Origin of the sequence: Streptomyces sp. LUP47B (genome assembly GCF_001746295.1) — a bacterium.
Classification (GTDB): Bacteria; Actinomycetota; Actinomycetes; order Streptomycetales; family Streptomycetaceae; genus Streptomyces.
Map to the genome: position 1 here is coordinate 199978 of NZ_MJAH01000014.1, position 22771 is coordinate 222748.

At 71.8% G+C, this 22771-nt stretch carries 21 protein-coding genes, 1 tRNA gene and 1 pseudogene; 19 read left to right on the forward strand and 4 right to left on the reverse strand.

The window, feature by feature from the left end; genetic code table 11:
* Positions 1-78: 78 nt before the first annotated feature.
* The 11 genes from BFN33_RS35370 to BFN33_RS35410 all read left to right on the forward strand — a co-directional run bounded on the left by BFN33_RS35370 (position 79) and on the right by BFN33_RS35410 (position 6667).
* Positions 79-432, forward strand: coding sequence for a hypothetical protein (locus BFN33_RS35370; RefSeq protein WP_069764278.1), 354 nt, complete (start codon positions 79-81; stop codon positions 430-432).
* A gap of 2 nt (positions 433-434) precedes the next feature.
* Positions 435-1790, forward strand: coding sequence for an FtsK/SpoIIIE domain-containing protein (locus BFN33_RS35375; protein WP_069764279.1), 1356 nt, complete (start codon positions 435-437; stop codon positions 1788-1790).
* 79 nt (positions 1791-1869) lie between these two features.
* On the forward strand, positions 1870-2028 hold the full coding sequence (locus BFN33_RS53385) for a hypothetical protein (protein ID WP_176742536.1): 159 nt from the start codon (positions 1870-1872) through the stop codon (positions 2026-2028).
* Between the two features lie 5 nt (positions 2029-2033).
* Positions 2034-2702 carry a DUF2637 domain-containing protein gene (locus BFN33_RS35380; protein ID WP_069764307.1) on the forward strand — a complete coding sequence of 223 codons (669 nt, stop codon included), beginning with the start codon at positions 2034-2036 and terminating at the stop codon, positions 2700-2702.
* Positions 2703-2721: 19 nt separating this feature from the next.
* Positions 2722-2913: a mobile element transfer protein gene (locus BFN33_RS35385; RefSeq protein WP_069764280.1), complete on the forward strand. Its 192-nt coding sequence runs from the start codon at positions 2722-2724 to the stop codon at positions 2911-2913.
* Between the two features lie 13 nt (positions 2914-2926).
* Positions 2927-3082, forward strand: coding sequence for a hypothetical protein (locus BFN33_RS51475; protein ID WP_088245459.1), 156 nt, complete (start codon positions 2927-2929; stop codon positions 3080-3082).
* A gap of 23 nt (positions 3083-3105) precedes the next feature.
* Positions 3106-3426, forward strand: coding sequence for a SpdD-like protein (locus tag BFN33_RS35390; RefSeq protein ID WP_069764281.1), 321 nt, complete (start codon positions 3106-3108; stop codon positions 3424-3426).
* 89 nt (positions 3427-3515) lie between these two features.
* Positions 3516-3707 (forward strand): hypothetical protein, encoded by a 192-nt coding sequence (locus BFN33_RS35395; RefSeq protein ID WP_069764282.1) that lies wholly within the window; start codon positions 3516-3518, stop codon positions 3705-3707.
* Positions 3700-5079 carry a replication initiator protein RepSA gene (gene repSA / locus BFN33_RS35400; RefSeq protein ID WP_069764283.1) on the forward strand — a complete coding sequence of 460 codons (1380 nt, stop codon included), beginning with the start codon at positions 3700-3702 and terminating at the stop codon, positions 5077-5079. The genes BFN33_RS35395 and repSA overlap by 8 nt, the downstream gene beginning before the upstream one ends.
* Positions 5076-5273: an AlpA family transcriptional regulator gene (locus BFN33_RS35405; protein WP_062043655.1), complete on the forward strand. Its 198-nt coding sequence runs from the start codon at positions 5076-5078 to the stop codon at positions 5271-5273. The genes repSA and BFN33_RS35405 overlap by 4 nt, the downstream gene beginning before the upstream one ends.
* On the forward strand, positions 5273-6667 hold the full coding sequence (locus BFN33_RS35410; protein WP_069764284.1) for a site-specific integrase: 1395 nt from the start codon (positions 5273-5275) through the stop codon (positions 6665-6667). Before BFN33_RS35405 ends, BFN33_RS35410 begins: the two co-directional genes overlap by 1 nt.
* 178 nt (positions 6668-6845) lie before the next feature.
* On the opposite strand, the gene BFN33_RS35415 is transcribed toward BFN33_RS35410, so the two are convergent.
* Positions 6846-6918 (reverse strand) — tRNA-Arg (locus BFN33_RS35415).
* Positions 6919-7241: 323 nt separating this feature from the next.
* Here BFN33_RS35415 and BFN33_RS35420 point away from each other — a divergent pair.
* From BFN33_RS35420 to BFN33_RS35455, 8 genes and pseudogenes are all read left to right on the forward strand, one after another.
* Complete coding sequence (locus BFN33_RS35420) at positions 7242-8849, forward strand: dynamin family protein (RefSeq protein ID WP_069764285.1); 1608 nt, start codon at positions 7242-7244, stop codon at positions 8847-8849.
* A 3-nt stretch (positions 8850-8852) separates the two neighbouring features.
* Positions 8853-10812, forward strand: a pseudogene (locus BFN33_RS35425) (YfjP family GTPase); the annotation flags it as partial.
* A gap of 255 nt (positions 10813-11067) precedes the next feature.
* On the forward strand, positions 11068-11529 hold the full coding sequence (locus tag BFN33_RS35430; protein ID WP_069764286.1) for a single-stranded DNA-binding protein: 462 nt from the start codon (positions 11068-11070) through the stop codon (positions 11527-11529).
* A 267-nt stretch (positions 11530-11796) separates the two neighbouring features.
* On the forward strand, positions 11797-13209 hold the full coding sequence (locus tag BFN33_RS35435; RefSeq protein WP_069764287.1) for a TQXA domain-containing protein: 1413 nt from the start codon (positions 11797-11799) through the stop codon (positions 13207-13209).
* A 33-nt stretch (positions 13210-13242) separates the two neighbouring features.
* Positions 13243-13608, forward strand: a complete 366-nt coding sequence (locus BFN33_RS50450; RefSeq protein ID WP_079141157.1) for a hypothetical protein — start codon at positions 13243-13245, stop codon at positions 13606-13608.
* Between the two features lie 399 nt (positions 13609-14007).
* Positions 14008-15672, forward strand: a complete 1665-nt coding sequence (ettA, locus tag BFN33_RS35445) for an energy-dependent translational throttle protein EttA (RefSeq protein ID WP_079141158.1) — start codon at positions 14008-14010, stop codon at positions 15670-15672.
* A 2-nt stretch (positions 15673-15674) separates the two neighbouring features.
* Positions 15675-16088 (forward strand): thioesterase family protein, encoded by a 414-nt coding sequence (locus BFN33_RS35450; protein ID WP_069764289.1) that lies wholly within the window; start codon positions 15675-15677, stop codon positions 16086-16088.
* Positions 16085-16753, forward strand: coding sequence for a hypothetical protein (locus BFN33_RS35455; protein ID WP_069764290.1), 669 nt, complete (start codon positions 16085-16087; stop codon positions 16751-16753). The genes BFN33_RS35450 and BFN33_RS35455 overlap by 4 nt, the downstream gene beginning before the upstream one ends.
* 11 nt (positions 16754-16764) lie before the next feature.
* Here the strand turns inward: BFN33_RS35455 and BFN33_RS35460 are convergent, their stop codons facing one another.
* The 3 genes from BFN33_RS35460 to BFN33_RS35470 all read right to left on the reverse strand — a co-directional run.
* Complete coding sequence (locus tag BFN33_RS35460; RefSeq protein ID WP_069764291.1) at positions 16765-17721, reverse strand: ABC transporter ATP-binding protein; 957 nt, start codon at positions 17719-17721, stop codon at positions 16765-16767.
* Positions 17722-17860: 139 nt separating this feature from the next.
* Entirely contained in the window at positions 17861-20635 is a 2775-nt protein-coding gene (locus tag BFN33_RS35465) for an FtsX-like permease family protein (protein WP_079141159.1), read from the reverse strand.
* On the reverse strand, positions 20628-22771 hold a 2144-nt coding region (locus BFN33_RS35470), incomplete at its 5' end, for an FtsX-like permease family protein (protein ID WP_069764293.1). The genes BFN33_RS35470 and BFN33_RS35465, both read right to left, overlap by 8 nt.

The following is a 22771-nucleotide window of genomic DNA, read 5'->3' on the forward strand; positions in this document are numbered from 1 at the left end:
TAGGAGTGAGGCACTCTTCTTCATGTCACTCATATACATGAGTGACGGAGTCCCACCTCTATAGAGGAGTGAACTGCTGTGCGTCAGATTCCCGTCGACACCTCCAACGCGACCGTGATGGTCGCCAAGGCTCCGCAGCCGAAGGTCAAGGACCGCCGCACCGGTGAGATCGCCATCGACAAGGACGGCGTCACGCTGATGACCGTCGAGGTCATGTTCTCCACGCCCGACGAGGTGGAGATCCTCAAGCTCACCGTCCCCCAGCCCGGCGTCTCCGAGGACCTGGCCATGGGCACCCCGGTCGCCTTGACGGGCCTGGTCGCCTCGGCGTGGGAGAACGAGTTCAACGGCCAGAAGCGGCACGGCATCGCCTTCCGCGCGGTCGCCGTGACCTCGCTGGCTGCCGCTGCCTCGAAGCCCAAGGCGGCCTGACCATGACCTGGTTCATGGTCGCGCTGATGCTGGTCGTCGCTGCCGCAGTCATCCTGCGGTGGCGACGCCCCGCCTGGTACTGGCTCACCTTCGGCGTCAGCCTCGCCGCCGTGCGGATCGCCTTCCGCTACGCCTCCGTCATGGACGCCTGCGGGCTGACGGTCCCGCCCTCGCGCTGGCGCCTTGCCCTCGCCCGGATGGCCAACCGTCCGGCACCCGAGTCTCGCCCGCCGCGCATCCTGCGACTGCGTCCAACCCGGACCGGCCTGGTCCTGCGGCTTAAGCTCCGCCCCGGACAGGACGCCTTCGACGTCTCGGCCGCAACAGACCGGCTGCGCCACTCCTTCGGCCTGTACGGCGTCACCTCACGCGAACTGCGCTCCAGCGTCGTCGAGTTGCGCATGACCGGCTACGACGTGCTCAAGCGGGTGCAGATGCCCGCCAAGACCGGCTCGGCTCCGATGCGCATCCCCGTCGCCCTGCGCGAAGACGGCGCCGTCCACTACCGCGACTACCGCACCGTCCCGCACGGCCTCACCCTCGGGGCCACCGAGTCCGGCAAATCCGTCTACCAGCGCAACCTGGTCGCCGGACTCGCCGCGCAGGATGTCGCCCTGGTCGGCATCGACTGCAAGCAGGGCGTCGAACTCTTCCCGCTCGCCCGTCGCTTCTCCGCCCTCGCCGACAACCCTGACACCGCCCTCGACCTCCTCGAAGCACTCGTGACCCACATGGAGGACGTCTACCAGCTCATCCGCGCCCAGCAGCGCATCAGCGTCAACGTCCCAGACGCGGAGATCGCCGCCGACATCTGGGACCTGCCCGCCGACCTGCGCCCGGTGCCCGTCGTGGTCCTGGTCGACGAGGTCGCCGAACTCGCCCTGTTCGCCACCAAAGACGAGGAGAAGCGCCGGGACCGCATCATCACCGCCCTGGTCCGCCTCGCCCAGCTCGGCCGCGCCGCCGGCATCTACCTGGAAATCTGCGGACAGCGCTTCGGTTCCGAACTCGGCAAGGGCATCACCATGCTCCGCGCCCAGCTCACCGGCCGCACCGCCCACCGCGTCAACGACGAATCCTCCGCCAACATGGCCTTCGGGGACATCGCCCCGGACGCCGTCCTCGCCGCCATCCAGATCCCCACCGAGACCCCCGGTATCGCCGTCACCGGCGACGCCTCCGGCGGCTGGGCCCGTATCCGCGCCCCGCACACCTCGCTGCGCGAAGCCGTCAACATCTGCAACAAGCACGCCGAGCGCACCCCGGACCTGCCCGCTCTGGCGGCCTTCCGCCCCGCGGTTACCCCGCTGCCCTCGGCCCGCGTGCCGCTGTCCAAGACAGCCCCCGCCACCGCCTGACGACTCCGCTCCACCAGTCGGCGCGACCGCCTTCGCGCCAGGTCCCTACCCGAGTCATGCCCGAAACGGAGTGATCACCGTGAGCGTCATCCCGTTCCCCGACCGCAACCCGACTCCGCGCCCGGTCGATCCGCTGGAATCCGCCCTGCTGTCCGCCTGGAACAACTCGCCAGAGGTCATGGATGACTACCGCGACGAGGAGCCCGAAGACGTCGCCGCTCCCGACCAGGACCAGTGACCGTGATGGCCGCGCGACTGCGTATCGATGCCGTGTTGGTCCAGGCCGTCATTGCCGGGGCACTGTCCTTCGCCCACCTCCACGATCTGGCCGCCGCTGCCGGTCAAGACGGCTGGAAGGCCTGGGCTTACCCGGTCTCGGTTGACCTGCTCCTGGTCGCCTCTTGGCGGCGGCTGCGCTCGGACGGTCCGTCCCGGCTGGCCTGGTGCTGGTTCGTGATCGCGCTGGTGGCCTCGCTCGGAGCCAACGTCGCCACCGCCGGGCTCCTTGACCTCCAGCAGGTTCCGGCCTGGCTGCGGATCCTGGTCGCCGCTTGGCCCGCCTTGGCCTTCATGGGCGGAACCCTCCTCGCCCACTCGACCGCAGACCACCCGGCACCCGAAGTGCTGGCCGCTTCAGCCGAGCCCGAGCCGGTCGCCTCACCTGAGCCGGAAGCCGTCCCGGCCCCCGTGACCGAGGCCGAGGAACCTCCCGCGCTTCCGGCTGCCGAGCCCGTGACCGCTGCGCCTGCTGTCCCAGCTCCTTCGGTCCCGGCCGCGCTGGTCGACCACGCCCGCAAGGTCGCCGACGACCACCACGCCCGCACCGGATCGCCGATCGACACCGACACCCTGCGCGCCCGCCTCGGCGTCCCGCCCCAGCTGGCCGACGCTATCGCCGCCCAACTCACCTGACCGGAAAGGACACCCCGCCATGCCTGCCCGCGATCACTTCCACTCCGTCATGCGGATCGGCCCCGTGCAGATCGGCACCCACCGCGACCGCCACGGCCACACCAAGCACGCCGCCGTGTGCACCAACGACCGCTGCGGCTGGTCCGCCGACTACTCCAGCCAGAGCGCCGCCCAGCTCGCCGCCCGCACTCACCGCTGCACCGCCCGCTAGGAGGCCACCACCCATGGACGTCCCCCTCTGGTTCGCCCTCGCCGTCGTCGGCTACCTCGGCATCAAGCTCATCCGCCCGCCGCTCTGGCTGGTCCTGGTGCTCCTCCTCGGCGGCTATCTCATCGCCGACAGCCTCCTCGCCCCCGTCATCGACACCGCCATCAAGTAACCACCCGCGAAGGGAGATCCACCATGTTCCGCCCCAAGCTCCCCGTCATGCCCCAGCCGACCGGCCTGCTCACCCCGCCCGCCGTCGTCGAACCGACCGCTGTCATCCAGCAGCCGCCGACCGCCACCCCGGCGCCCGCCCCGGCTTCGGTGCCTGCCCGGCCCACCGTTCAGCTCACCCCCGGTGCCGTCGTCGCCTTGGCGGGCGGTGGGACGGCCGTGGTCCTGGTCGTCGGCGCGGTCCTGGTCTCGATGCTCCTCGCGGTCGCCATCACCGGCGCCTCGGTCGCCGTCTGCGCCCTGGTCATCCGCTCGCTCATCAACAGCGAGGCAAGGCACCGCTGACCGGCTCCCGGGCGGCCTCAACCGCCAAGTCTCCGCCGCCCGGGAGCCCTGCCCATTCCGAACCCGAAGATCCGGAAGGAACCTCCAGCATGACGCACCGCGCCACACCGCCGCCCCGCATCTGCCCCAACTGCGACGGCCAGGCCTCCGCCGCCATCACCTTCGGCGGCCGCGACCATCAAGGCCACCTGCGCACCATCACCGCCCACTGCCCGGCCTGCCAAGGCACCGGCACCACCCACCGCCGCACCCGTAGCACTCGGGAGGGCGCCCGTGCCTGACACGCTGCTCGACCCGACCACCCTCGGCGACCTGCTGAGGGTGGCTTCGGCCGCCGACTTCGACCGCTGGCACGAACAGATCCGCCGCACCGGCGGCTGCGCCGACCCGATCCACCTCACCGGCTGGACCCTTACCAAGGACAAGACGACCGGCGAGACCCTGCACCACTACTCGACCGAATGCGAGCCCGGCGGACGCCTCCGCGTCGCCTGCGGCAACCGCCGTGCCTCCCGCTGCCCCTCCTGCGCCTTCACCTACGCCGGAGACACCTACCACCTCATACGCGCAGGACTGGCCGGAGACGACCGCCGCGACATCCCCGCCACCGTCCGCGACCACCCCCGCGTCTTCGCGACCCTCACCGCCCCGTCCTTCGGCCCGGTCCACAACCGCCCCGACAACGGCACCTGCCGCTGCGGCACCCGCCACACATCAGATGATCCAGCCCTCGGCACGGCGCTCGATACGGCGACGTACGACTACGCCGCCGCCGTCCTCTTCAATAACCATGCGGGCAACCTGTGGCAGCGCTTCACGACTCGGCTCCGCCGCGAGATCGCCGCCCGCGCCGGACTGAGCCGCCGCGAACTGGCCGATCACGCACGAATCTCGTACGGCAAGGTCGCCGAGTTCCAGAAACGCGGCGCCCTGCACTTCCACGCCGTCATCCGGATCGACGGACCCGACGGACCTGACACCCCTCCCCCGGCCTGGGCCACCGTGCAGCTGCTCGACGACGCGATACGCGCCGCCGCCACGCACTCTTACACCTCGGTCTCGGTCCCCGCTGCCGACGATCAGCCCGCCCGCACCTTCCGCTGGGGCAAACAGCTCGACGTACGCCCCGTCAGGGCCTTCGGCGACGGCTCCGACATCACCGAACAGGCCGTCGCCTCCTACGTCGCCAAGTACGCCACCAAAGCCGCCGAGAACACCGGCACCCTCGACCGCCGCATCGGCGAACTCTCCGAACTCGACCGGCATGACGTCCCCGACCACACCCGCCGCCTGATCGAAGCCTGCAAGCTGCTCGACCCCCTCTACCCCGACCGCCGTATCTGGGCCTGGGCGCACATGCTCGGCTTCCGCGGCCACTTCAGCTCCAAGTCCCGCCGCTACTCGACCACCCTCGGCGAACTCCGCCAGGCCCGCGCCGACTTCCGCGCAGCCCAGGAACGCGAAGCCCTCGGCCTGGACGACCGCGAGCCGGACACCGTCCTCGTCCTCGCCGACTGGCAGTACGCCGGACACGGCCACACCCCCGGCGAATCCGCCCTCGCCGCCACCATCGCCCGCGACCTCCAACACAACCGCGAAACCGCCCGCGAAGCCCTACACGACCAACTCGCCCAGGAAGGAGCCGCAGCATGACCACCGCCACCCGGTCACGCAACATGCTCACTCTCGCGGAGGTCTGCGAGCAGCTGAGCATCTCGCGATCGACTTTCTACGACTGGCGAGCGAAGAGGCGTGCGCCGCGTTGCATCAAGCTCCCGAACGGCGACCTCAGGATCCGGCAGAGCGATCTCGACCACTGGCTCGACGACCGTGAGGACGCCGCCTGATGGAGACCACGTACGACGTGAAGGTCTACAAGATCCTTACGTACAAGGGTGCCCGGAAGACCACGTACACGGTGCGTTGGGAGGTCGCGGGCAAGCGCTGGCGTGAACCCTTCGGCACCGTCGCACTCGCTGAGGGCTTTCGCTCCGAACTGATCCGGGCCACGGGGAAGGGCGAGGCCTTCGTCATCGCCACTGGGCTGCCGGTGTCCCACCGTTCCAAGTCGGCTTCGATGAGCTGGTACGCGTTCGCAGTCGGGTACGTGGACGCCCGTTGGGCCGAGCTTGGCGGCAACAGCCGTAAGAACACGGCCAAAACCCTGACGGCGGTCACCATCGCACTGCTGCGTGTCCAGCCGACCCAGTTCACCCCGGTGGCCGTGCGGACTGCGCTGCGCGAATGGGCGTTCAACGCGAGTCGTCGTGCGGAAGCCCCGCGAGACGTGGTGACCATCCTCCGGTGGGTGGAGCGCAACTCCCTGCCGGTCTCGGCCTGGGAGGAGGCAGAGAGGGTGGATAAGGTCCTGCGCGCCGTCGACACGCGCCTCGACGGCAAGCAGGCGGCGGCCTGGTCCAGGAAGCGCCACCGCCGGATCCTCAACGTCGTCATGAAGCACGCGATCCGGCGGCGTGTTCTGCGGACCAACCCCCTCCCCAAGGGGAAGGAGTCGACGACTGTCACCAAAACCAGCAACGCCGTGGACAAGCGGTCCTTGATAAATGGGGACCAGGCGGCGGCTCTCCTCGACTGGATCCGCCGCCGGCCGCGTGGAGGAAAGCGGCTGCACGCGTTCTTCGCCACGCTCTACTACTGCGGTCTGCGGCCGGAGGAAGCCGTAGCCATGCGAGTGGAAGACGTGACGATTCCCGGCCCCGACGCCTGGGATCAGTGGTGTGAGCTGCTGATCCACACGGCGACTCCGGAGGTCGGCAAGCAGTGGACCGACACCGGAGAGATCCACGAGGAACGTGACCTGAAGGGCCGTGCCGAGGGCGAGACGCGCACCGCGCCGGGGCATCCCGCCCTGACGCGCATCCTGCGACAGCACATCGAGGACGAACAGCTCAAGCCGGGGGATCTGTTGTTCCAGGGGGAGACGGGTGGCATCCTCGCGGGTTCGGTCATCCGCCGGGCCTGGCGCAGTGCGCGCAAGGCCGTCTTGCCCCCACACGTCTTCGAGTCGCCCACGGGCAAGCGGGTGTATGACAACCGGCACACCCGCCTGACGAAGTGGCTCAACGACGGCATCCCGCCCGCCCAGGTGGCCGAGTGGGCCGGCAACAGCGTCCCCGTGCTGCTTGCCACCTACGCCCGGTGCGTCGACGGGCAGCTGCCGGACTTGAAGAAGCGCCTTGAAGCTGCCGGAGACCTCCCCGAGCTGCCCGACGCTGGTTGATCTTCGGCCAAAGAACTTCGACACGTATTCGACACAGCCACCCGCAAAAACCCGGTGAGAGCCGGACAGCCCCGGAGTCCTCCCTTGATCGTCAGGGGAGTGCCCGGGGCTTCGTCGTGCCGAGTGATACCTGCTCTGAGCAGCAAAAACGCCCTCCCGAAGGAGAGCGAGGAAAGAGCGCCCCCGGCAGGACTCGAACCTGCGGCCAAGCGCTTAGAAGGCGCCTGCTCTATCCACTGAGCTACGGGGGCCGGGTGTGGTGGCCTCTGTCTTGGGGTGCCCGGGTGTGGGCCGTTCCGTGACGTTGCCGGGGACAAGGATAGGGCTCCCGCGTCCTTGTCCCTGTTGCTTCGCCTCCGTGGCTCGATGTGGAGGTTCGGTGAAGCGGTCCTGATAATCGCAGGCAGGTACGAATCGTGCATCGCTTTTGGCGCCTTGCGCCACGGGTGTTGTGCACTCGTTATGCCTGGACTGTGCCTGTGTCCCAGTCGCCCCTTCCGTCCGATGTATTCCGTCGGCGCGCAGACATGCTCATATGCTTCAGAATTCCCCTAAAATTGGGCATTCTTCACATGTGGTGACCTTGGACGTACGGCCTCAGCTGCTCGACGCACTCTCCGCCCTGCGCGACCGTGTCGCCGCCGCACGCTTTCCGCTGCCCCTGCCGGGGGCCCCACGCGCGCGTGCCAACCGCGACGAACTGCTCGCCCAGCTCGACGACTATCTGGTGCCCCGGTTGAGGGACCCCGAAGCGCCGTTGCTGGCCGTGGTGGGCGGTTCCACCGGAGCCGGCAAGTCCACCCTCGTCAACTCCCTTGTGGGACGGCGGGTGAGCGAGGCGGGCGTGCTGCGGCCGACCACGCGGACACCGGTGCTGGTCTGCCATCCGGAGGACCATCACTGGTTCAGCGGAATGCGCGTACTGCCCGACCTCACACGCGTGTGGGTGCCTCAACAGGAGGCGGGGGACGAGCTCCTGCTGCCCGGCGAGGACCCCACGCGCGTACTCCGCATCGAAACCGCCGACACCCTCCCACCGGGCCTCGCGCTCCTGGACGCCCCCGACGTCGACTCCCTGGTCGCCGACAACCGCGTTCTCGCCGCCGAACTGATCTGCGCCGCCGACGTCTGGATCATGGTCACGACGGCCGCCCGCTACGCCGACGCCGTCCCCTGGCATCTCCTGCGCACCGCCAAGGAGTACGACGCCACGCTCGTGACCGTCCTCGACCGGGTGCCGCACCAGGTCGTCTCCGAGGTCTCGCGGCAGTACGGCGCCCTGCTCACCAAGGCAGGCCTCGGCGACGTACCCCGGTTCACGGTGCCGGAGCTGCCCGAGTCGGCCTGGGGCGGCGGGCTGCTGCCGGCCACCGCCGTGGCGTCCCTGCGGACCTGGCTCGTCCACCAGGTACAGGACCCCGCGGCCCGGCGGTACGCCGTCGCCCGTACGGCCCACGGGATGCTTGCCTCCCTCAAGGCCCGGATGCCCGAGCTGGCCGGCGCGGCCGCCGCCCAGCACGCGGCCGCGCTGCGGCTCACCTCCGCCGTCGAAGGGGCGTACGACAGCGAGTACGCGCGCCTGCGGGGCCGGCTGCAGGCCGGTGCCGTGCTCGCCGGTGACGCCCTCAAGCGCTGGCGGGCCTTCCCCCTGGACTGCACCGCCGCGGAGCTCCTGGACGCCCTCGTGGAAAGCCTGGCCGCCCTCCTGCTGTGCTCGGTGACCGCCGCCGACGAGCGCGTCGGCGAGGCCTGGCGGCGCGAACCGGCCGCGGCCGCGCCGGAACTGACGCACCGGGACCCGACCCCGGAGAGCGCCGAGCACCGGATCGGGATGGCCGTACGGCGCTGGCGGCGGGAGCTGGAGGAGTACGCCGAGGAGGAGATCCGCGACCTCGACCGCGGGGTGGCCCCCGACCCGGAGACGGTCGCCGCTCTCGTCGCCACCGCGCTGCTCGGCGGACGCCGGGCACGGGTCGCGGGCGAGGGGCTCGCCGAGCGGATCGGCGCTCACGGAGCCCTGCGGCTGCGCGACCGGGGCGGACGGCTGCTCGCCGAGCACCTCGACCGGGTCGTGCACACCGAACGCGAACGCCGGCTCGCCCCCCTCGACGCACTCGACGTACACCCCGAACACCAGGCCGAACTCATCGCCGCGCTGTCCGTACTGCAGAAGGAGAGGTGACCGATGACCGCCGTCACGGATCAGGACCACACGGAGCAGGCGGGGAACGCCGTACCGGGGGAATCGGGGGAGGGGCGGAGAGACGGGGAGAGGCCGGTCGAGGAGCCCCTGCCCGAGGTCGAGGCCCGGGCGGAGCCGGAGGGCGAGGACGAGCACGCGCGCGTGGAGACCGTGTCGGGGCCGGAGAGCGGTCCGGAACGGGACGAGGAGCGGAACGTGAGCGAGGCTCCTGGTCGTGCGCGTGCGGGACGGGGGCGGAGGCGCGGGGACGCCGGTAGCGGCTCCCCGGAGGCGGTCGCCGACGCTCCCGCCGCCGACGACGACTCCGCGGGCGCCTGGGACGACGGGCTCATCGCGCGCCGGGTCACCGCCGAGACCGAGCAGGCCGCCGTCATGGAGGTCCGTGGGAACAACGCACCGCCCGCCGCTCCGCTCACGTACGACGGCCCCCTGCACTCCCGTCTGGACGCGCTGCGGGAGCTGGTCGGGCTCTCGCGGGCCCGGCTCGACAGCCGCACCCTCGCCGAGGCCGGCCAGGTCCTGGACGAGGCGGCCGCCCGGCGCAGGCTCTCCGGGCAGCACACCGTCGTCGCCGTCGCCGGCGCGACGGGCAGCGGCAAGTCGCAGCTGTTCAACGCGCTCGCCGGAGTGGCCATCTCGGAGACCGGCGTACGCCGGCCCACCACGGCCGCGCCGATCGCGTGCAGTTGGAGCGACGGTTCGGCCAGTCTCATCGAACGGCTCGGCATCCCGCCCCGGCTGCGGCGGCGCCCGCTGCAGAGTGCCGAGTCGGAGGCCCAGCTGCGCGGACTCGTCCTGGTCGACCTGCCCGACCACGACTCGGCCGCGGTCCAGCACCGCGAGCACGTGGACCGGATCCTGGCACTCGTCGACGCCGTCATCTGGGTCGTCGACCCCGAGAAGTACGCCGACGCGATCCTGCACGAGCGCTATCTGCGGCCCATGGCGGGCCACGCGGAGGTCATGTTCGTCGTCCTCAACCAGATCGATCGGCTGCCCGGAGAGGCCGCCGAGCAGGTCCTCGACGATCTGCGGCGGCTGCTGGACGAGGACGGGATCGCCCTCGGGGAGTACGGCGAACCGGGCGCCACGGTGCTCGCGCTGTCGGCGCTCACCGGGGACGGCGTCGGTGAACTGCGGGAAGCACTCGGCCACTTCGTCACGGAACGCGGGGCTCCCGCGCGGCGGATCGCGGCCGACGTCGACGCGGCGGCGTGGCGGCTGCACCCCGTCTACGCGACGGGCCGGCGCACCGGGTTGAGTGAGGAGGCGCGCGACGACTTCGCCGACCGGCTCGCGGACGCGGTCGGTGCCACCGCGGCGGGCGAGGCGGCCGAACGCGCCTGGCTGCGCAACGCCAACCGCGCGTGCGGGACACCGTGGTTGCGGCTGTGGCGCTGGTTCGGGGACGGAGGAGGCGACCGCGCGCCAGCGTGTGGAGCAGGCCGTACGGACGCTCGCCGACCGGGCCTCGGCGGGACTGCCCGCGCCGTGGGCGCAGGCGGTGCGTGAGGCGGCCGTACGCGGCTCCCAGGGGCTGCCCGAGGCGCTGGACCAGCTGACGGCCCGAGCCGGGCTGCCCCCGGGCCGTCCGCCGCGGCCGGGCTGGTGGCCGGTGGCCGTACTGGCGCAGGCGTCCATGACACTCCTTCAAATCGTCGGTGGGCTCTGGCTGGTGGGCCAGATCGCCGGGGTCATGGCGCCCAATCTGGGGGTCCCGGTGCTGCTGATGGTGGCCGGCATCATCGGCGGCCCGATCGTCGAGTGGAGCTGCCGGATGGCGGCTCGGGGGCCCGCGCGGCGGTATGGCGTGGAGGCGGAACGGCGGCTGCGGGAGGCGGCGTCCGGGTGCGGGCGGGCGCGGGTGCTGGATCCGGTGGCGGCGGAGTTGCTGCGCTACCGGGAGGTCCGGGAGCAGTACGGGAGGGTCGTCGGGGTGGGGTGACGGGGGTGAAGGGGGTGACAGCGGTGCGGTGACGGGTGTGGTTGCGGTGGGGGGACGCGTGTTCATGTGGACCCGGTCCCTCGTTCGGGTGGCGGAGTTGTCCACAACCCGGGGACGGTCCACAGGGCCCAGCGGGCTCGGCCCGACGGAGGCAGTCTGGCTTCGCGGCCGTCGCGGTGACGCGGTCGGCCCGCAGACAGCAGCAGCCGTACGGGACGGGCCCGTACGCATGTCCGGGAGGGGATCCCAGCGATGAACGAGACGATGATCTGCGCGGTGGGCAACGTGGCGACACAGCCGGTGTACCGGGAGTTGGCCACCGGCGCGTCGGTGCGGTTCCGGCTGGCGGCGACCGCGCGCTATCTGGACCGTGAGAAGAACGAATGGACGGACGGGCACACCAACTTCTTCACGGTGTGGGCGAATCGCCAGCTCGCCACGAACGTGTCGGGGTCGATCAACGTGGGTGATCCGATCGTCGTCCACGGCAGGTTGAAGGTGCGCTCGGAAGGACGCGAGGGGCAGCCGGCCTGGACCTCGGCCGACATCGACGCGGTGGCGATCGGCCACGACCTCGCGCGCGGCACCTCGGCCTTCCGGCGCACCCAGCGGCTGGAGAACGCCGTCGGGGGTGCGTCCGCGCAGCCCGAGCCGGCCTGGGAGACACCGCCGGGTGAGACCGCGGACCGACAGGAGGCCGTCGCGGTGACGTGACGTCGGCCGAGGGCGCCGCGACCCTGACCGAAGCGCGGCTTATCGGCGAATGTGTTCCGGATGCCTCTGGTCGATTTGTCGATAAGCCCTGCGGGTGAAGGTTCTTGGCGATAACGATTCCGAGTCGGATCGATCTTCCGACCGCATCCCCGGGAAGAGGGGGGCGGCTGCGTCCCTAGGATGCCGAACACAGCTCCCGGGGTTACTGATTCTGCTGGTGGGACCGCCACCCCGCTCGTCAACGGGTCCTGTTCGAAGGGGAATTCCGTGTTTTCTGCGTTCTCTGCGCTGTCCGTGCGCGGACGGGGTGCGGCTCGCCTCGCGGCCGTCACGTTCGTCTCCGGCCTGCTCGCCGCCGGTGCCACGGTGGCCGTCGCCGACACGGCGTCCGCGGACGAGGCGGCGCAGAACCAGAGAGGGGCGACCGCCACCATAGGGGGCCTGAAGACCTACGGCGACGCGGTGATACACGACACCGCCGGCGATCTGCGGGTGCCGGCCGGGCTGTTCGAGATGTCCGTCGAGGGCGGCGGAACCCTGCAGACGTACTGCGTCGACCTCTACAACCCCACGCAGAAGGACGCCAAGTACCACGAGACCGACTGGAGCGGCACCTCACTGGGTGCCAACAAGGGGGCCGGCAAGATCCGTTGGATCCTGCAGAACTCCTATCCCCAGGTAAACGATCTCGCGGCGCTCGCCGCCAAGGCCGGTATCGCCTCGGGCTTGACCGAGCAGGACGCGGCGGCCGGCACCCAGGTGGCGATCTGGCGCTACTCGGACCACGCCGACGTGGACGCCGTCGACCCGCAGGCCGAGAAGCTCGCGGACTACCTGGAGAAGAGCGCCCGTGACGTCGTGGAGCCGGCGGCGTCGCTGACGCTCGACCCGCCGGCGGCCTCCGGCCACCCCGGCGAGCTGCTCGGCCCGGTCACGGTGCACACCAACGCAGCCGGCGCGACGGTCACCCCGCCGGCGGACGCGGCCACCAGCGGCGTGCGGATCGTCGGCAAGGACGGCAGGCCGGTGACCTCCGCGAGCAACGGCAGCGAGCTCTACTTCGACGTTCCCGAGGACGCGGCGGCGGGCTCGGCCGACCTCACCGTGCAGGCCTCGACCACTGTGCCGGTCGGCCGTGCGTTCGCCTCCGAGAGCCGGAGCCAGACGCAGATCCTCGCCGGCTCCAGCGAGTCGACGGTCGCGGCGGCGGCGAGCGCGACCTGGGCGAAGGAGGGCGCCGTACCGGCCCTCTCCGCGGCGCGGAACTGCACCGAGGGCGGCCTGGACATCACGGCCGTCAACCAGGGCGACGAGGAGTTCGGGTTCGAGCTGATGGGCACGGAGTACGCCATCGCGGCGGGCGAGACCCGCACGGTGACGGTCGCGCTCCAGGAGGACCAGGCGTACGACTTCACGATCACCGGCCCCGACGGTCTCGCCAAGCGCTTCACCGGCGTCTTCGACTGCCGCACCCGCAGCAGCGAGACGGGCGCCTCGACCCAGACGCTCAGCGAGCCCAGCCCCGCCACGGTGGCCGTCCCCACCACCGACGTCAACCTCGCCGAGACCGGCGGCTCCGCCACCACCCCGCTGATCGCCGGTACCGCCATCGCCCTGGTGGTGATCGGGGGCGCGGCCCTGGTCCTCACCGGCAGGAAGCAGAACCGGGCACAGGACTGACCGCGGCGCGTCGGTGCCGGGCACAATGGCGTCATGACCAAGCCATCCGCATCACCGGCGCGTCACACCTCCTCGGACTCGGCGCTGTCCCTGTGGTCGCAGGACTCGGTTCTTTCGATCGGCTCGGTGGGCTCGGTTCTGTCGATCGGCTCGGTGGGCTCGGCGCTCTCGGTCGGCTCGATCGGCAGCGCCCTGTCCGTCGGCTCGATCAGCTCGGCCCTGTCGCTGATCTCGGCGGGGTCCTGGCTGAGCACGGGGTCGCTGCTGTCGGCGCAGTCGAAGTGGTCGGTGCTGTCGTGGCGCACGTCCCACGGGCTGATGCGGTCCGCGGGTGCGGTGGGGGCGGTGGCTGTGGGCGCCGCCGTGTTGCTGGCCGTGCGGCGCGGCTCTGACGACTAGGGGCTGCCCGTCAGGGGTTGCGGGGCGGCTCGCGCGTCGACGAACCGGGTCGTGAGGTGCTGGGCGGCGCCGGGAATGACGGCCCAGGCGGCGATCTGCGGGCCGGCGACGAGATCACTCGGACCGGGAATGAGCGCGCCCCCGTCTGGGCTCCCACGGTCCCTCCCCGATGGTCACCGTCCATGACGCTCGGCCCCGCGTATCGGGCCGCCCTGGGCCGTCCGAGGTCACCCGAGGCCGACCCACGGCGACCGACAGTGACAGTCGGCCCACAGCCGCCGACGACGAACCCCCAGGTCACAGCCCCCCGACCAAACGGGTTACCACCCAAGGGTGGACCTCAGGCAAGATGGGGTGTATCTGCCCACTGCCAGATCTCAAGTTGCCGGACGGTTTCTCTTGGCTGAGTACATCTACACCATGCGCAAGACGCGTAAGGCGCACGGAGACAAGGTGATCCTTGACGACGTGACGCTGAGCTTCCTGCCCGGCGCGAAGATCGGTGTGGTCGGACCTAACGGTGCCGGTAAGTCCACCGTTCTCAAGATCATGGCGGGCCTTGAGCAGCCGTCGAACGGTGACGCGTTCCTGTCGCCCGGCTTCAGCGTCGGCATCCTCATGCAGGAGCCGAAGCTCGACGAGTCCAAGACGGTCCTGGAGAACGTCCAGGACGGCGCCGCCGAGATCATGGGCAAGCTCCACCGTTTCAACGAGGTCGCCGAGCTCATGGCGACGGACTACTCGGACGCGCTGCTGGACGAGATGGGCAAGCTCCAGGAGGACCTGGACCACGCCAACGCCTGGGACCTGGACGCGCAGCTGGAGCAGGCCATGGAGGCCCTGGGCTGCCCGCCCGGCGACTGGCCCGTCACCACCCTCTCCGGTGGCGAGAAGCGCCGCGTCGCGCTCTGCAAGCTGCTGATCGAGGCCCCGGACCTGCTCCTCCTCGACGAGCCCACCAACCACCTGGACGCCGAGTCGGTGAACTGGCTGGAGCAGCACCTCTCGAAGTACGCGGGCGCTGTCGTCGCCGTCACTCACGACCGGTACTTCCTGAACAACGTCGCCCAGTGGATCCTCGAGCTCGACCGCGGTCGCGCGATCCCCTACGAGGGCAACTACTCCACGTACCTGGAGAAGAAGGCCGCTCGCCTCAAGGTCGAGGGCCGCAAGGACGAGAAGCGCGCCAAGCGCCTCAAGGAAGAGCTGGAGTGGGTCCGCTCCAACGCCAAGGGCCGCCAGACCAAGTCCAAGGCCCGCCTGGCTCGCTACGAGGAGATGGCGGCCGAGGCCGACAAGATGCGGAAGCTGGACTTCGAGGAGATCCAGATCCCGCCGGGCCCGCGGCTGGGCTCCATCGTCGTCGAGGTCAACAACCTCTCGAAGGCGTTCGGTGACAAGGTCCTGGTCGACGACCTCTCGTTCACGCTGCCGCGCAACGGCATCGTGGGCATCATCGGCCCGAACGGCGCGGGCAAGACCACGCTGTTCAAGATGATCCAGGGTCTCGAGCCCGCGGACTCGGGCACGGTCAAGATCGGCGACACGGTCAAGATCAGCTACGTCGACCAGAGCCGCGCCAACATCGACCCCAAGAAGACCCTCTGGGCCGTGGTGTCGGACGAGCTGGACTACATCAACGTGGGCCAGGTCGAGATGCCGTCGCGGGCCTACGTCTCCGCCTTCGGCTTCAAGGGGCCGGACCAGCAGAAGCCGGCCGGCGTCCTGTCCGGTGGTGAGCGCAACCGCCTGAACCTGGCGCTCACGCTCAAGGAGGGCGGCAACCTGCTGCTCCTCGACGAGCCCACCAACGACCTCGACGTCGAGACCCTGTCCTCGCTCGAGAACGCTCTGCTCGAGTTCCCGGGCGCGGCTGTGGTCATCTCCCACGACCGCTGGTTCCTGGACCGGGTCGCGACCCACATCCTCGCGTACGAGGGTGACTCCAAGTGGTACTGGTTCGAGGGCAACTTCGAGTCGTACGAGAAGAACAAGGTCGAGCGGCTCGGCCCGGACGCGGCGCGTCCGCACCGCGCCACCTACAAGAAGCTGACCCGGGGCTGATCTTGCGGCACATCTACCGCTGCCCGCTGCGCTGGGCGGACATGGACGCGTACGGCCACGTCAACAACGTGGTCTTCCTCCGCTACCTGGAGGAAGCCCGTATCGACTTCCTGTTCCGCCCGGAGAAGGACTTCAAGCAGGGGTCCGTGGTGGCACGCCATGAGATCGACTACAAGCGGCAGCTGGTCCACCGGCACGCGCCCGTGGACATCGAGCTGTGGATCACCGAGATCCGGGCGGCGTCCTTCACCATCACCTACGAGGTCAAGGACGGCGACGACGTCTACGTCCGGGCCTCGACGGTGATCGTGCCGTTCGACTTCGAGGCCCAGCGGCCGCGCCGGATCACGGCGGAGGAACGGGAGTTCCTCGAGGAGTACCGGGACGACGACGAGGAGGAGGCCGTCGCCGCATGACGGTGCTCCACCTCGCCGACGAGGGGGAGGCCGCGGACCTCGCCGCCTTCCTCTCCCGGCTGCTGCACTACGACCGCTCGGCCGCGGTCCGGCTCCAGGGGGCCGGTACCGCGCTCGCCGTCTTCGGACGTCCGCCGTCCTTCGAGGTGCTGGCGATCCGGGCGGTGCGGCTGGCCAAGCCGTACGAGAACGGGCTCGACGTCACGCTCGACGTGACCGTGTCCGCCGGGGAGCTCCTCGAGTCCGTCGACGAGGGCGCGGGCACGGCCGTCGTGCCGCAGGCGGTGACCGGTCCGCCGTGGGCCGGGGTACTGCCACCGCGTGGCGGGTGGCAGGCGGTCGCCGGGTTGCCGGGGCCTGAGGCACTGCGGGCGCTCGTGCACGCCGGGGTCGCCGAATTCCGGTCCCGTACCGAGGAGTTGGACCCCGAGACGCGTACGCGGGCCGAACTCGACCGGCTCGGGCGGGAGATCTGGTCCCGCACCGTGGCGGACACACGGCTTCCCGTGCGGGCCGTGCACGCGGCCCAGTCCCTGGGTTTCCTGCGCTCCGGCGGGGAATTGGCGCTCTTCTCGTCGGGGGCGTGGCTGCGGCTTCGTACGCCCTACGGCTCGATCGCCGTACGGCAAGGGGGACTTGGGACCCTCGGCGTCAGCGTGCGCTGATCGGCCGACCGTCAGTCCCGGTCGCTGTCGTCCGGCCATACGCCGATGTGGTCCGGCTCCAGTTCCAGCGCCACCCTGTCGCGCATACCCAGTGCCTCGGTGTACTCCTTGGGGAGCTGGAGGCGGCCCGCGCGGTCCAGCATCGCGTACTCACGGGCGACCAGGGTCTCGTGGCCCGTCGTCGCGTCCACCTCGCTGCGGCGCAGGACCTCCGTGGACGTACGGCCGTCCCTGATGGCCACCGTCCGGCGGACCTCTCCGGCCACCGCCTGGTCGTGGGTGACGATGACGATCGTGGTGCCGAGCTGCTCGTTGGCGGTGCGGAACGCGGCGAAGATCTGTTCCGCGGTGTGGGAGTCGAGTTCGCCCGTCGGCTCGTCGGCGAGAAGAACCGCGGGGCTGTTGGCCAACGCCACCGCTATCGCGACGCGTTGCTGCTGGCCGCCGGACATCTGGTGGGGGCGGCGGTCGCGGCAGTCGGCCACCTCCAGCAACTCCAGCAGTTCCAGGGCGCGTTCGGTCTGGGCGCGGCGGGGTGTCCTGGCGCCCGAGAGCTGGATGGGGAGGGTGATGTTCTGGGCCGCGGTGAGGTAGGGGAGCAGGTTGCGGGAGGTCTGCTGCCAGACGAAGCCGACCGTCGCGCGGCGGTAGGCCAGGCGGTCCTTCGCGGTCATGGTGAGGAGGTCGTGGCCCGCGACTCTGGCCGCGCCCGCGGTGGGGGTGTCCAGGCCGGCGAGGATGTTCATGAGGGTGGACTTGCCGCTGCCGGAGGCGCCCACGAGGGCGAGGAGTTCGCCCTCGCGGACCAGGAGGTCGAGGCCCTGGAGTGCTTGGACCTCCACGCCGTCCGTGGTGAAGATGCGGACGAGCCGGTCGCAGGTGATCAGGGCGTCGTGGCCGTAGGCGGGGCGGTTGCGGGCCTGGGTCGCCTTGTGGGCGAGGTCGGTGAGGGTGGGGTTCGTGGTCATCGGCCTTCTCCTGGACTGCGGTCCGGCGTGCGGGCTGGTCGACGGTGGGGTTCGCTCGCCGCCGTTCGGATGCCTCTCGTTGCGGGTCGGAAGCGGTTCCGGCGGCACGACCGCCCGCCGCCGGGTGCGACGAACTCGTTCATCTCGCGTCCCCTGCCCTGAGCTCCTGCACCGATCCCCGTCTCCCTGACCACCACGCCTGCCCGACCCCCGTCCCCACCGCGAGCAGCAGTACGGCCGCCGCCGGTATCACCAGGGACAGGGCGTCGGTGCGCAACGCCGCTCCTGACGAGGAGGGGTCGGCCGACGGGAGGGCGATGGCCGTCAGGTCGAATCCCGGGGACAGGAGGTGGATCGTGGCCCAGCCCGTGAGGGTGCCTCCGACGGCGGCCACGACGGCCTGGGGAAGGGATTCGAGGATCAGGAGGCGGCGGCCCGCGGCCCGGGTCAGGCCCATCGTGCGCAGCCGGGCCAGGAGGGCCGTACGGTCCGGGGACGTGCGCAGGAGGGACAGGAAGAGAGCCAGGACCGCGTATCCCGTGCCGGCCGCCACCGCCGTCGCGTAGACGCCTTCGGCGCCGGTCTGCAGGGGGGAGTCGACGTAGAGTCCGCGTTCCTCGGACTTCAGGTGCACGGACGCCGCCTTCGGGGCGGCCTTGCGTATCGCGGTGCCGTCCAGCGACGTCCCCGTCAGCAGCACCGTCGTCGGCCGCGCCGCCGCCGGGCTCAATGCCTTCCGGTTCACGACCAGGAAGTCCGGTCCCAGCACCGCGGGCGTGCGGTCGAGGACGGTGGTGATGCGGACGGTGAGCGCGCTGCCGTCCGGGAGGAGGACCGGGAAGGGGCGGGTGCCGTACGTCCGGGCGGTGGCCGTCGAGGCCAGGGCCGGGGCCGCCTCCGCGGTGGTCCCTTCCCTCAGCCGGGCCGCCTCGAAGGCGCCCAGGTCAGTCCGGGACGACAGCGCCGCGTAGTCCGCGGGGTCCACCCCGACCAGCGGTACCGACACTGCCCCGTTCTCCGGTTTCGCCTCGGAGGTGACGCTCACCGCCGACAGCGCGGTCACCCCCCGTGAACGGCGCAGCCGGTCCGGCAGCCCGGACGGCAGCGGCGCCCCCGTCTCCACGCGCGCGTCGGCGCCGACCGCGAGCAGGGCCGCGTGGTCGCGGGCCTCCTGTACGCCCGCGAGGACAGAGCCGCCGAAGGCCGCCGTGGTCAGCGCGGTCAGCAGGGCCAGCAGGGGCAGCACCGCCGAGGCCGAGGTGCGGCCCGCCCGGGCCAGGGACAGATGCGCCACCGCGCCCCGCAGACGGGCGGCCGGACGGGCCAGACCCCGCAGCGGAAGCGGGTACAGACGGACCAGGACCAGAGCGGCGACCACTCCCATCAGCACGGGTGCAAGCGAGACGAGGTCGTCGGCGGAGCCCGAGGTGCCACGGCGACGCAACGACTCCACCGCTCCCGCGGCCAGCGCCAGCAGCGTCAGCTCGGCGACCGTACGGCGCCGCGACGGTCGTACGGACGAGATGTCCTCGCGGCCGGTGTGGACGCGGACCACGCGGTGGACGGCCGCCGCGCGGAGGGGGAGGGCCACGCAGGTCACGGCGGTGACCGCCACGGCGGCCGCGATCGCGTACGGGAAGCGGCCCTCGGGGACCGTGAGCAGCGCGGCGGCGAGCCCCAGGGCGCCCGCGGGGACGGCCACGACCGCCGTCTCGGCGAACAGGCGGACGGTGAGACCCCGCAAGGAGGCGCCGCGGGCCCGCAGCAGGGCGAGTTCGCTGCGCCGGCGGTCCGCTGTGAGGCCGCCCGCCATCAGGAGGACGACAACGGCGACCGTGCCGGCGCCGGCCGCGGCGACCGCGACGAGCGGGGCGACGCTCTCGCGGAGCCGGTCGTAGGTGATGAGGACCTCGTCGAGGTCGGTGCTGATCTCGGTCTGGCCGTCGAGCGCCGTCAGCTCGGTCACCGGCCCGTCGATCTCCAGGCGCAGCTTCCGCAGTGCCGGACCGGCCTCCAGGGAGGCGAGCGCGGACCGCAGGGCCGGGGCGTCACGGGCCCGGAGCGTCTGCACTGTGGGCGCCAACTGCCAGTACCGCTCCGGGCGTCCGGGGCTGGCCAGCAGGACCGGGGCCGCCTCGGGGGCGACGAGCAGGGCGCCGAGCCAGTGCATGTCCACGGACGGCGCGGGCTCGCGGATCAGGGAGGGGGTGCGCAGGATGGAATGTGTGGACCAGTAGGCGCCCTTCGGATCGCGGGGCGTGACGATGCCCGTGACCCGGATGGGGAGGGTACGGCCGGCGGCGGGTGAGTGGATCACCGAACCGACCTTGATGTGGAGGGACTTGGCGGTGTCGACGGTGACCGCCGCCTCCAGCTCGGGTGCGGTGGCGGTCACGTCGTCGTCCGCCCGCGGCAGACGCCCCTCGGTGACCGAGGCGTGGGCGCCGAGGCCCGCCTGGGCGACCAGGGTCACCTCCGCGGGCTTGCCCGTCGGCCTCGGCAGCCACGGGTCCGGTACCGGGATGTCCAGCGTGGTGCGCACGCCGTACGTCGACTGGCCCGGGTCGAGGACGAGCGGGCGCGGGACTCCGGCGCGGACCTTGGCGTACTGCGCGGCCAGCAGGTCGGGACGCAGGACGTCCTCACGGTCGCTCGGCTTCAGCATCATGGACGGCTCCGGGGCGTACACCTCTATGCCGGTCCGGTCGGGGCGGGCCTGCTCGGCGGCCCGGCGCAGTCCGGCGTCCTCGTAGCGGTCGACCGCCCGTGGGAACGCGGCCGCGAGGCACGCCGTCAGCGCGACCAGCACCGCGAGCGCGCACGCGGCGCCGGGCGCGGTCCGCAGCCGGGTGCGGACCCAGGGCACGGTCACCGGGGGAACCCCCGTCTCCTTGAAGCGTCTCACCTCACTCACCCCCCTCACGCAACGCCCGCGCCGGATCCGCCCGCCGCAGCGCCGGCGCCGCCGTGACCAGGATCGGGGCGAGGGCCACCGCCGCCAGCAGCGCGGCCGCCTGCGGGAGCGGGAGTTGCACCAGGACCGGCGGGACCGGTCTGGCCGCCTCGTCCGTCAGCACGATCAGCGGGACCACGGCCCGGGTCAGAACCGTGCCCAGCAGCGCGCCCACCAGCAGCGCCAGCACCACCAGGACCCCCTGCTCCACGGCGACCGCGCGGGCCAGCCGGCGGCGCGGGGCCCCCAGGGCGCGCAGTACGGCGAACTCCGCGCCACGCTCCCGCAGTGACCCCGCCGCGCCCACCGCGAACCCGACCGCGGCCAGCGCCGCCGCCACCCCGGCCGCCGCGGCGAACGCGGCCTCGGGGCCCGCCCCGAAGGGGTCGTCGCGCAGCTGCCCGGCGAGCTCGTCCCGCACCACGACCTGCGCGGGGTCCATGTCGGGCCGGGCCCGCAGCGCCGCCGCGACCTTCTCCGACCCGCCCGGTTCCGTCATCAGCCACCACTCGGTCGGCGCCACGCCGCGGTTGTACTGCGCCTGCAACTCCCGGTTCACGGACCGCAGATCGATCAGCAGGGCCCCACCGCTGTCCGACGCCGTGGGCAACTCACGGATCGACCGTACGATCCGCACCGACACCGTCTCGCCGCCCAGCGGCACGTCCAGTGTGTCTCCCGGGGAGGCGCCCGCAGAGGCGAGGAAGCGCTCGGTCGCGACGGCGGTGACCTCGGCCGGCTCCGGCTGCGGGGCCTGCATCCGGACCGTCAGCGACCCCGTGCTCCAGGTGTCGTCGGACGGGATGAAACCGGTGCCGTAGTCCACCGTCAGCCGACCGGATCCCGAACTCAGGCGTGGCGGGGCCGGTCCGGCCTTCGGGTTCGCCGTAGGGGCGACCCCGTCGCTCCTCGATGTCACCTTCCACGTGGTGGGCAACGGCAGCCGCCGTACCGCCCCTTCGGTGTCCGTGGCTGTCAACGCGGTGAGGATGAAGCGGTGTTGCTCGGCCTCGCCGCTCGGCACGGAGACGATCAGTTCCAGGTCGGTGAGGGTCAGCGGGCCCCCGGACACATAGACGTCCAGCGCGTGGGCGCGGCCGTCGGCGGGGAGTTGGCCGGCCGGGACGCGGTAGGGAGTGCCGTAGCGGTCCTCCAGGGTGAGGGTGACCTGCGCCGACGTACCCGGGAAGGAACCCCGCAGGGCCGCCGTCAGCCGCAGCCGGGCCGTGTCCGCGGGCACCTGCACGCCCGTGACCGAGCCCTTGGGCCCGAGACCCTGGAGGAAGGGTCCGGAGTGCAGGTCGGGACGGATCAGCATCGAGGCGCGCGAGGTGTCCAGGGCCAGCACCGTCGCCACCTTGCTGCCCGACAGCGGCAGTTCGGAGCGGGCGGCGGGGGCGGTGCGCCGTACGCCCGCGACGGCCGCGTACTCCTCGGTGCGGCCGAGCCCCGCGTCCCCGGGGGTCAGCACCCGCACCGGCGTCCCGGCCCGGAAGTCCGCCTGGTCGGACTGCGAACGGTCCCAGGAGGCGCCCTGTCCGATGGCCAGCATGCCCAGTGCCATCGCGAGGACCAGCAGCAGCACCGGGCCCGCCCCGCGCATCGGGCGGCGGGCGATCTGCCAGCCCGCCAGGGCCGCGGTCAGGCCGCGCCCGCCGGTCGCCCGGCGTTCGGCGAGCCGGGCCAGCGGCGGCAGCAGCCGCAGCGTCAGGACGGTCCCGGCCAGCAGCGCGAGCGCGGGCGCCGCCACCAGCAGCGGGTCCACGCCCAGGGTGCCGGAGGTGTCTCCGGACACGGCACCTGAGGTCTGGTGGCTGAGCTGGAAGTACGCCACCGCGGCCACGGCCAGCAGCCCGAGGTCCGCCCCCGCACGCACCGCACCGGGCAGCGCCCGGGCCCGGCCGCGCGCGAAGGAGGAGGTCGGCAGGGTCACCGCCAGCGCACACCCGAGCGCCACCGCCACCGCCGCCGCCACCAGCCACACCCCGGCCCGTCCGCCCGTCGGCACCTCCAGGTGCAGTCCGATCCGGGCCAGCGGTCCCCGCCCGGCCAGTGTCCGGGTCAGCGGGCCCGCCAGCAGCGGCGCGCACAGCAGCG

Bases quoted from the DNA above. Each gene is read 5' to 3' on its own strand.
- BFN33_RS51475 (WP_088245459.1), top strand. From the start codon at position 2,927: ATGGACGTCCCCCTCTGGTTCGCCCTCGCCGTCGTCGGCTACCTCGGC.
- BFN33_RS35385 (WP_069764280.1), top strand. From the start codon at position 2,722: ATGCCTGCCCGCGATCACTTCCACTCCGTCATGCGGATCGGCCCCGTG.
- BFN33_RS35430 (WP_069764286.1), top strand. From the start codon at position 11,068: ATGAACGAGACGATGATCTGCGCGGTGGGCAACGTGGCGACACAGCCG.
- BFN33_RS35375 (WP_069764279.1), top strand. From the start codon at position 435: ATGACCTGGTTCATGGTCGCGCTGATGCTGGTCGTCGCTGCCGCAGTC.
- BFN33_RS35405 (WP_062043655.1), top strand. From the start codon at position 5,076: ATGACCACCGCCACCCGGTCACGCAACATGCTCACTCTCGCGGAGGTC.
- BFN33_RS35380 (WP_069764307.1), top strand. From the start codon at position 2,034: ATGGCCGCGCGACTGCGTATCGATGCCGTGTTGGTCCAGGCCGTCATT.
- BFN33_RS35395 (WP_069764282.1), top strand. From the start codon at position 3,516: ATGACGCACCGCGCCACACCGCCGCCCCGCATCTGCCCCAACTGCGAC.
- BFN33_RS50450 (WP_079141157.1), top strand. From the start codon at position 13,243: ATGACCAAGCCATCCGCATCACCGGCGCGTCACACCTCCTCGGACTCG.
- BFN33_RS35390 (WP_069764281.1), top strand. From the start codon at position 3,106: ATGTTCCGCCCCAAGCTCCCCGTCATGCCCCAGCCGACCGGCCTGCTC.
- BFN33_RS35455 (WP_069764290.1), top strand. From the start codon at position 16,085: ATGACGGTGCTCCACCTCGCCGACGAGGGGGAGGCCGCGGACCTCGCC.
- BFN33_RS35460 (WP_069764291.1), bottom strand. From the start codon at position 17,721: ATGACCACGAACCCCACCCTCACCGACCTCGCCCACAAGGCGACCCAG.
- BFN33_RS35410 (WP_069764284.1), top strand. From the start codon at position 5,273: ATGGAGACCACGTACGACGTGAAGGTCTACAAGATCCTTACGTACAAG.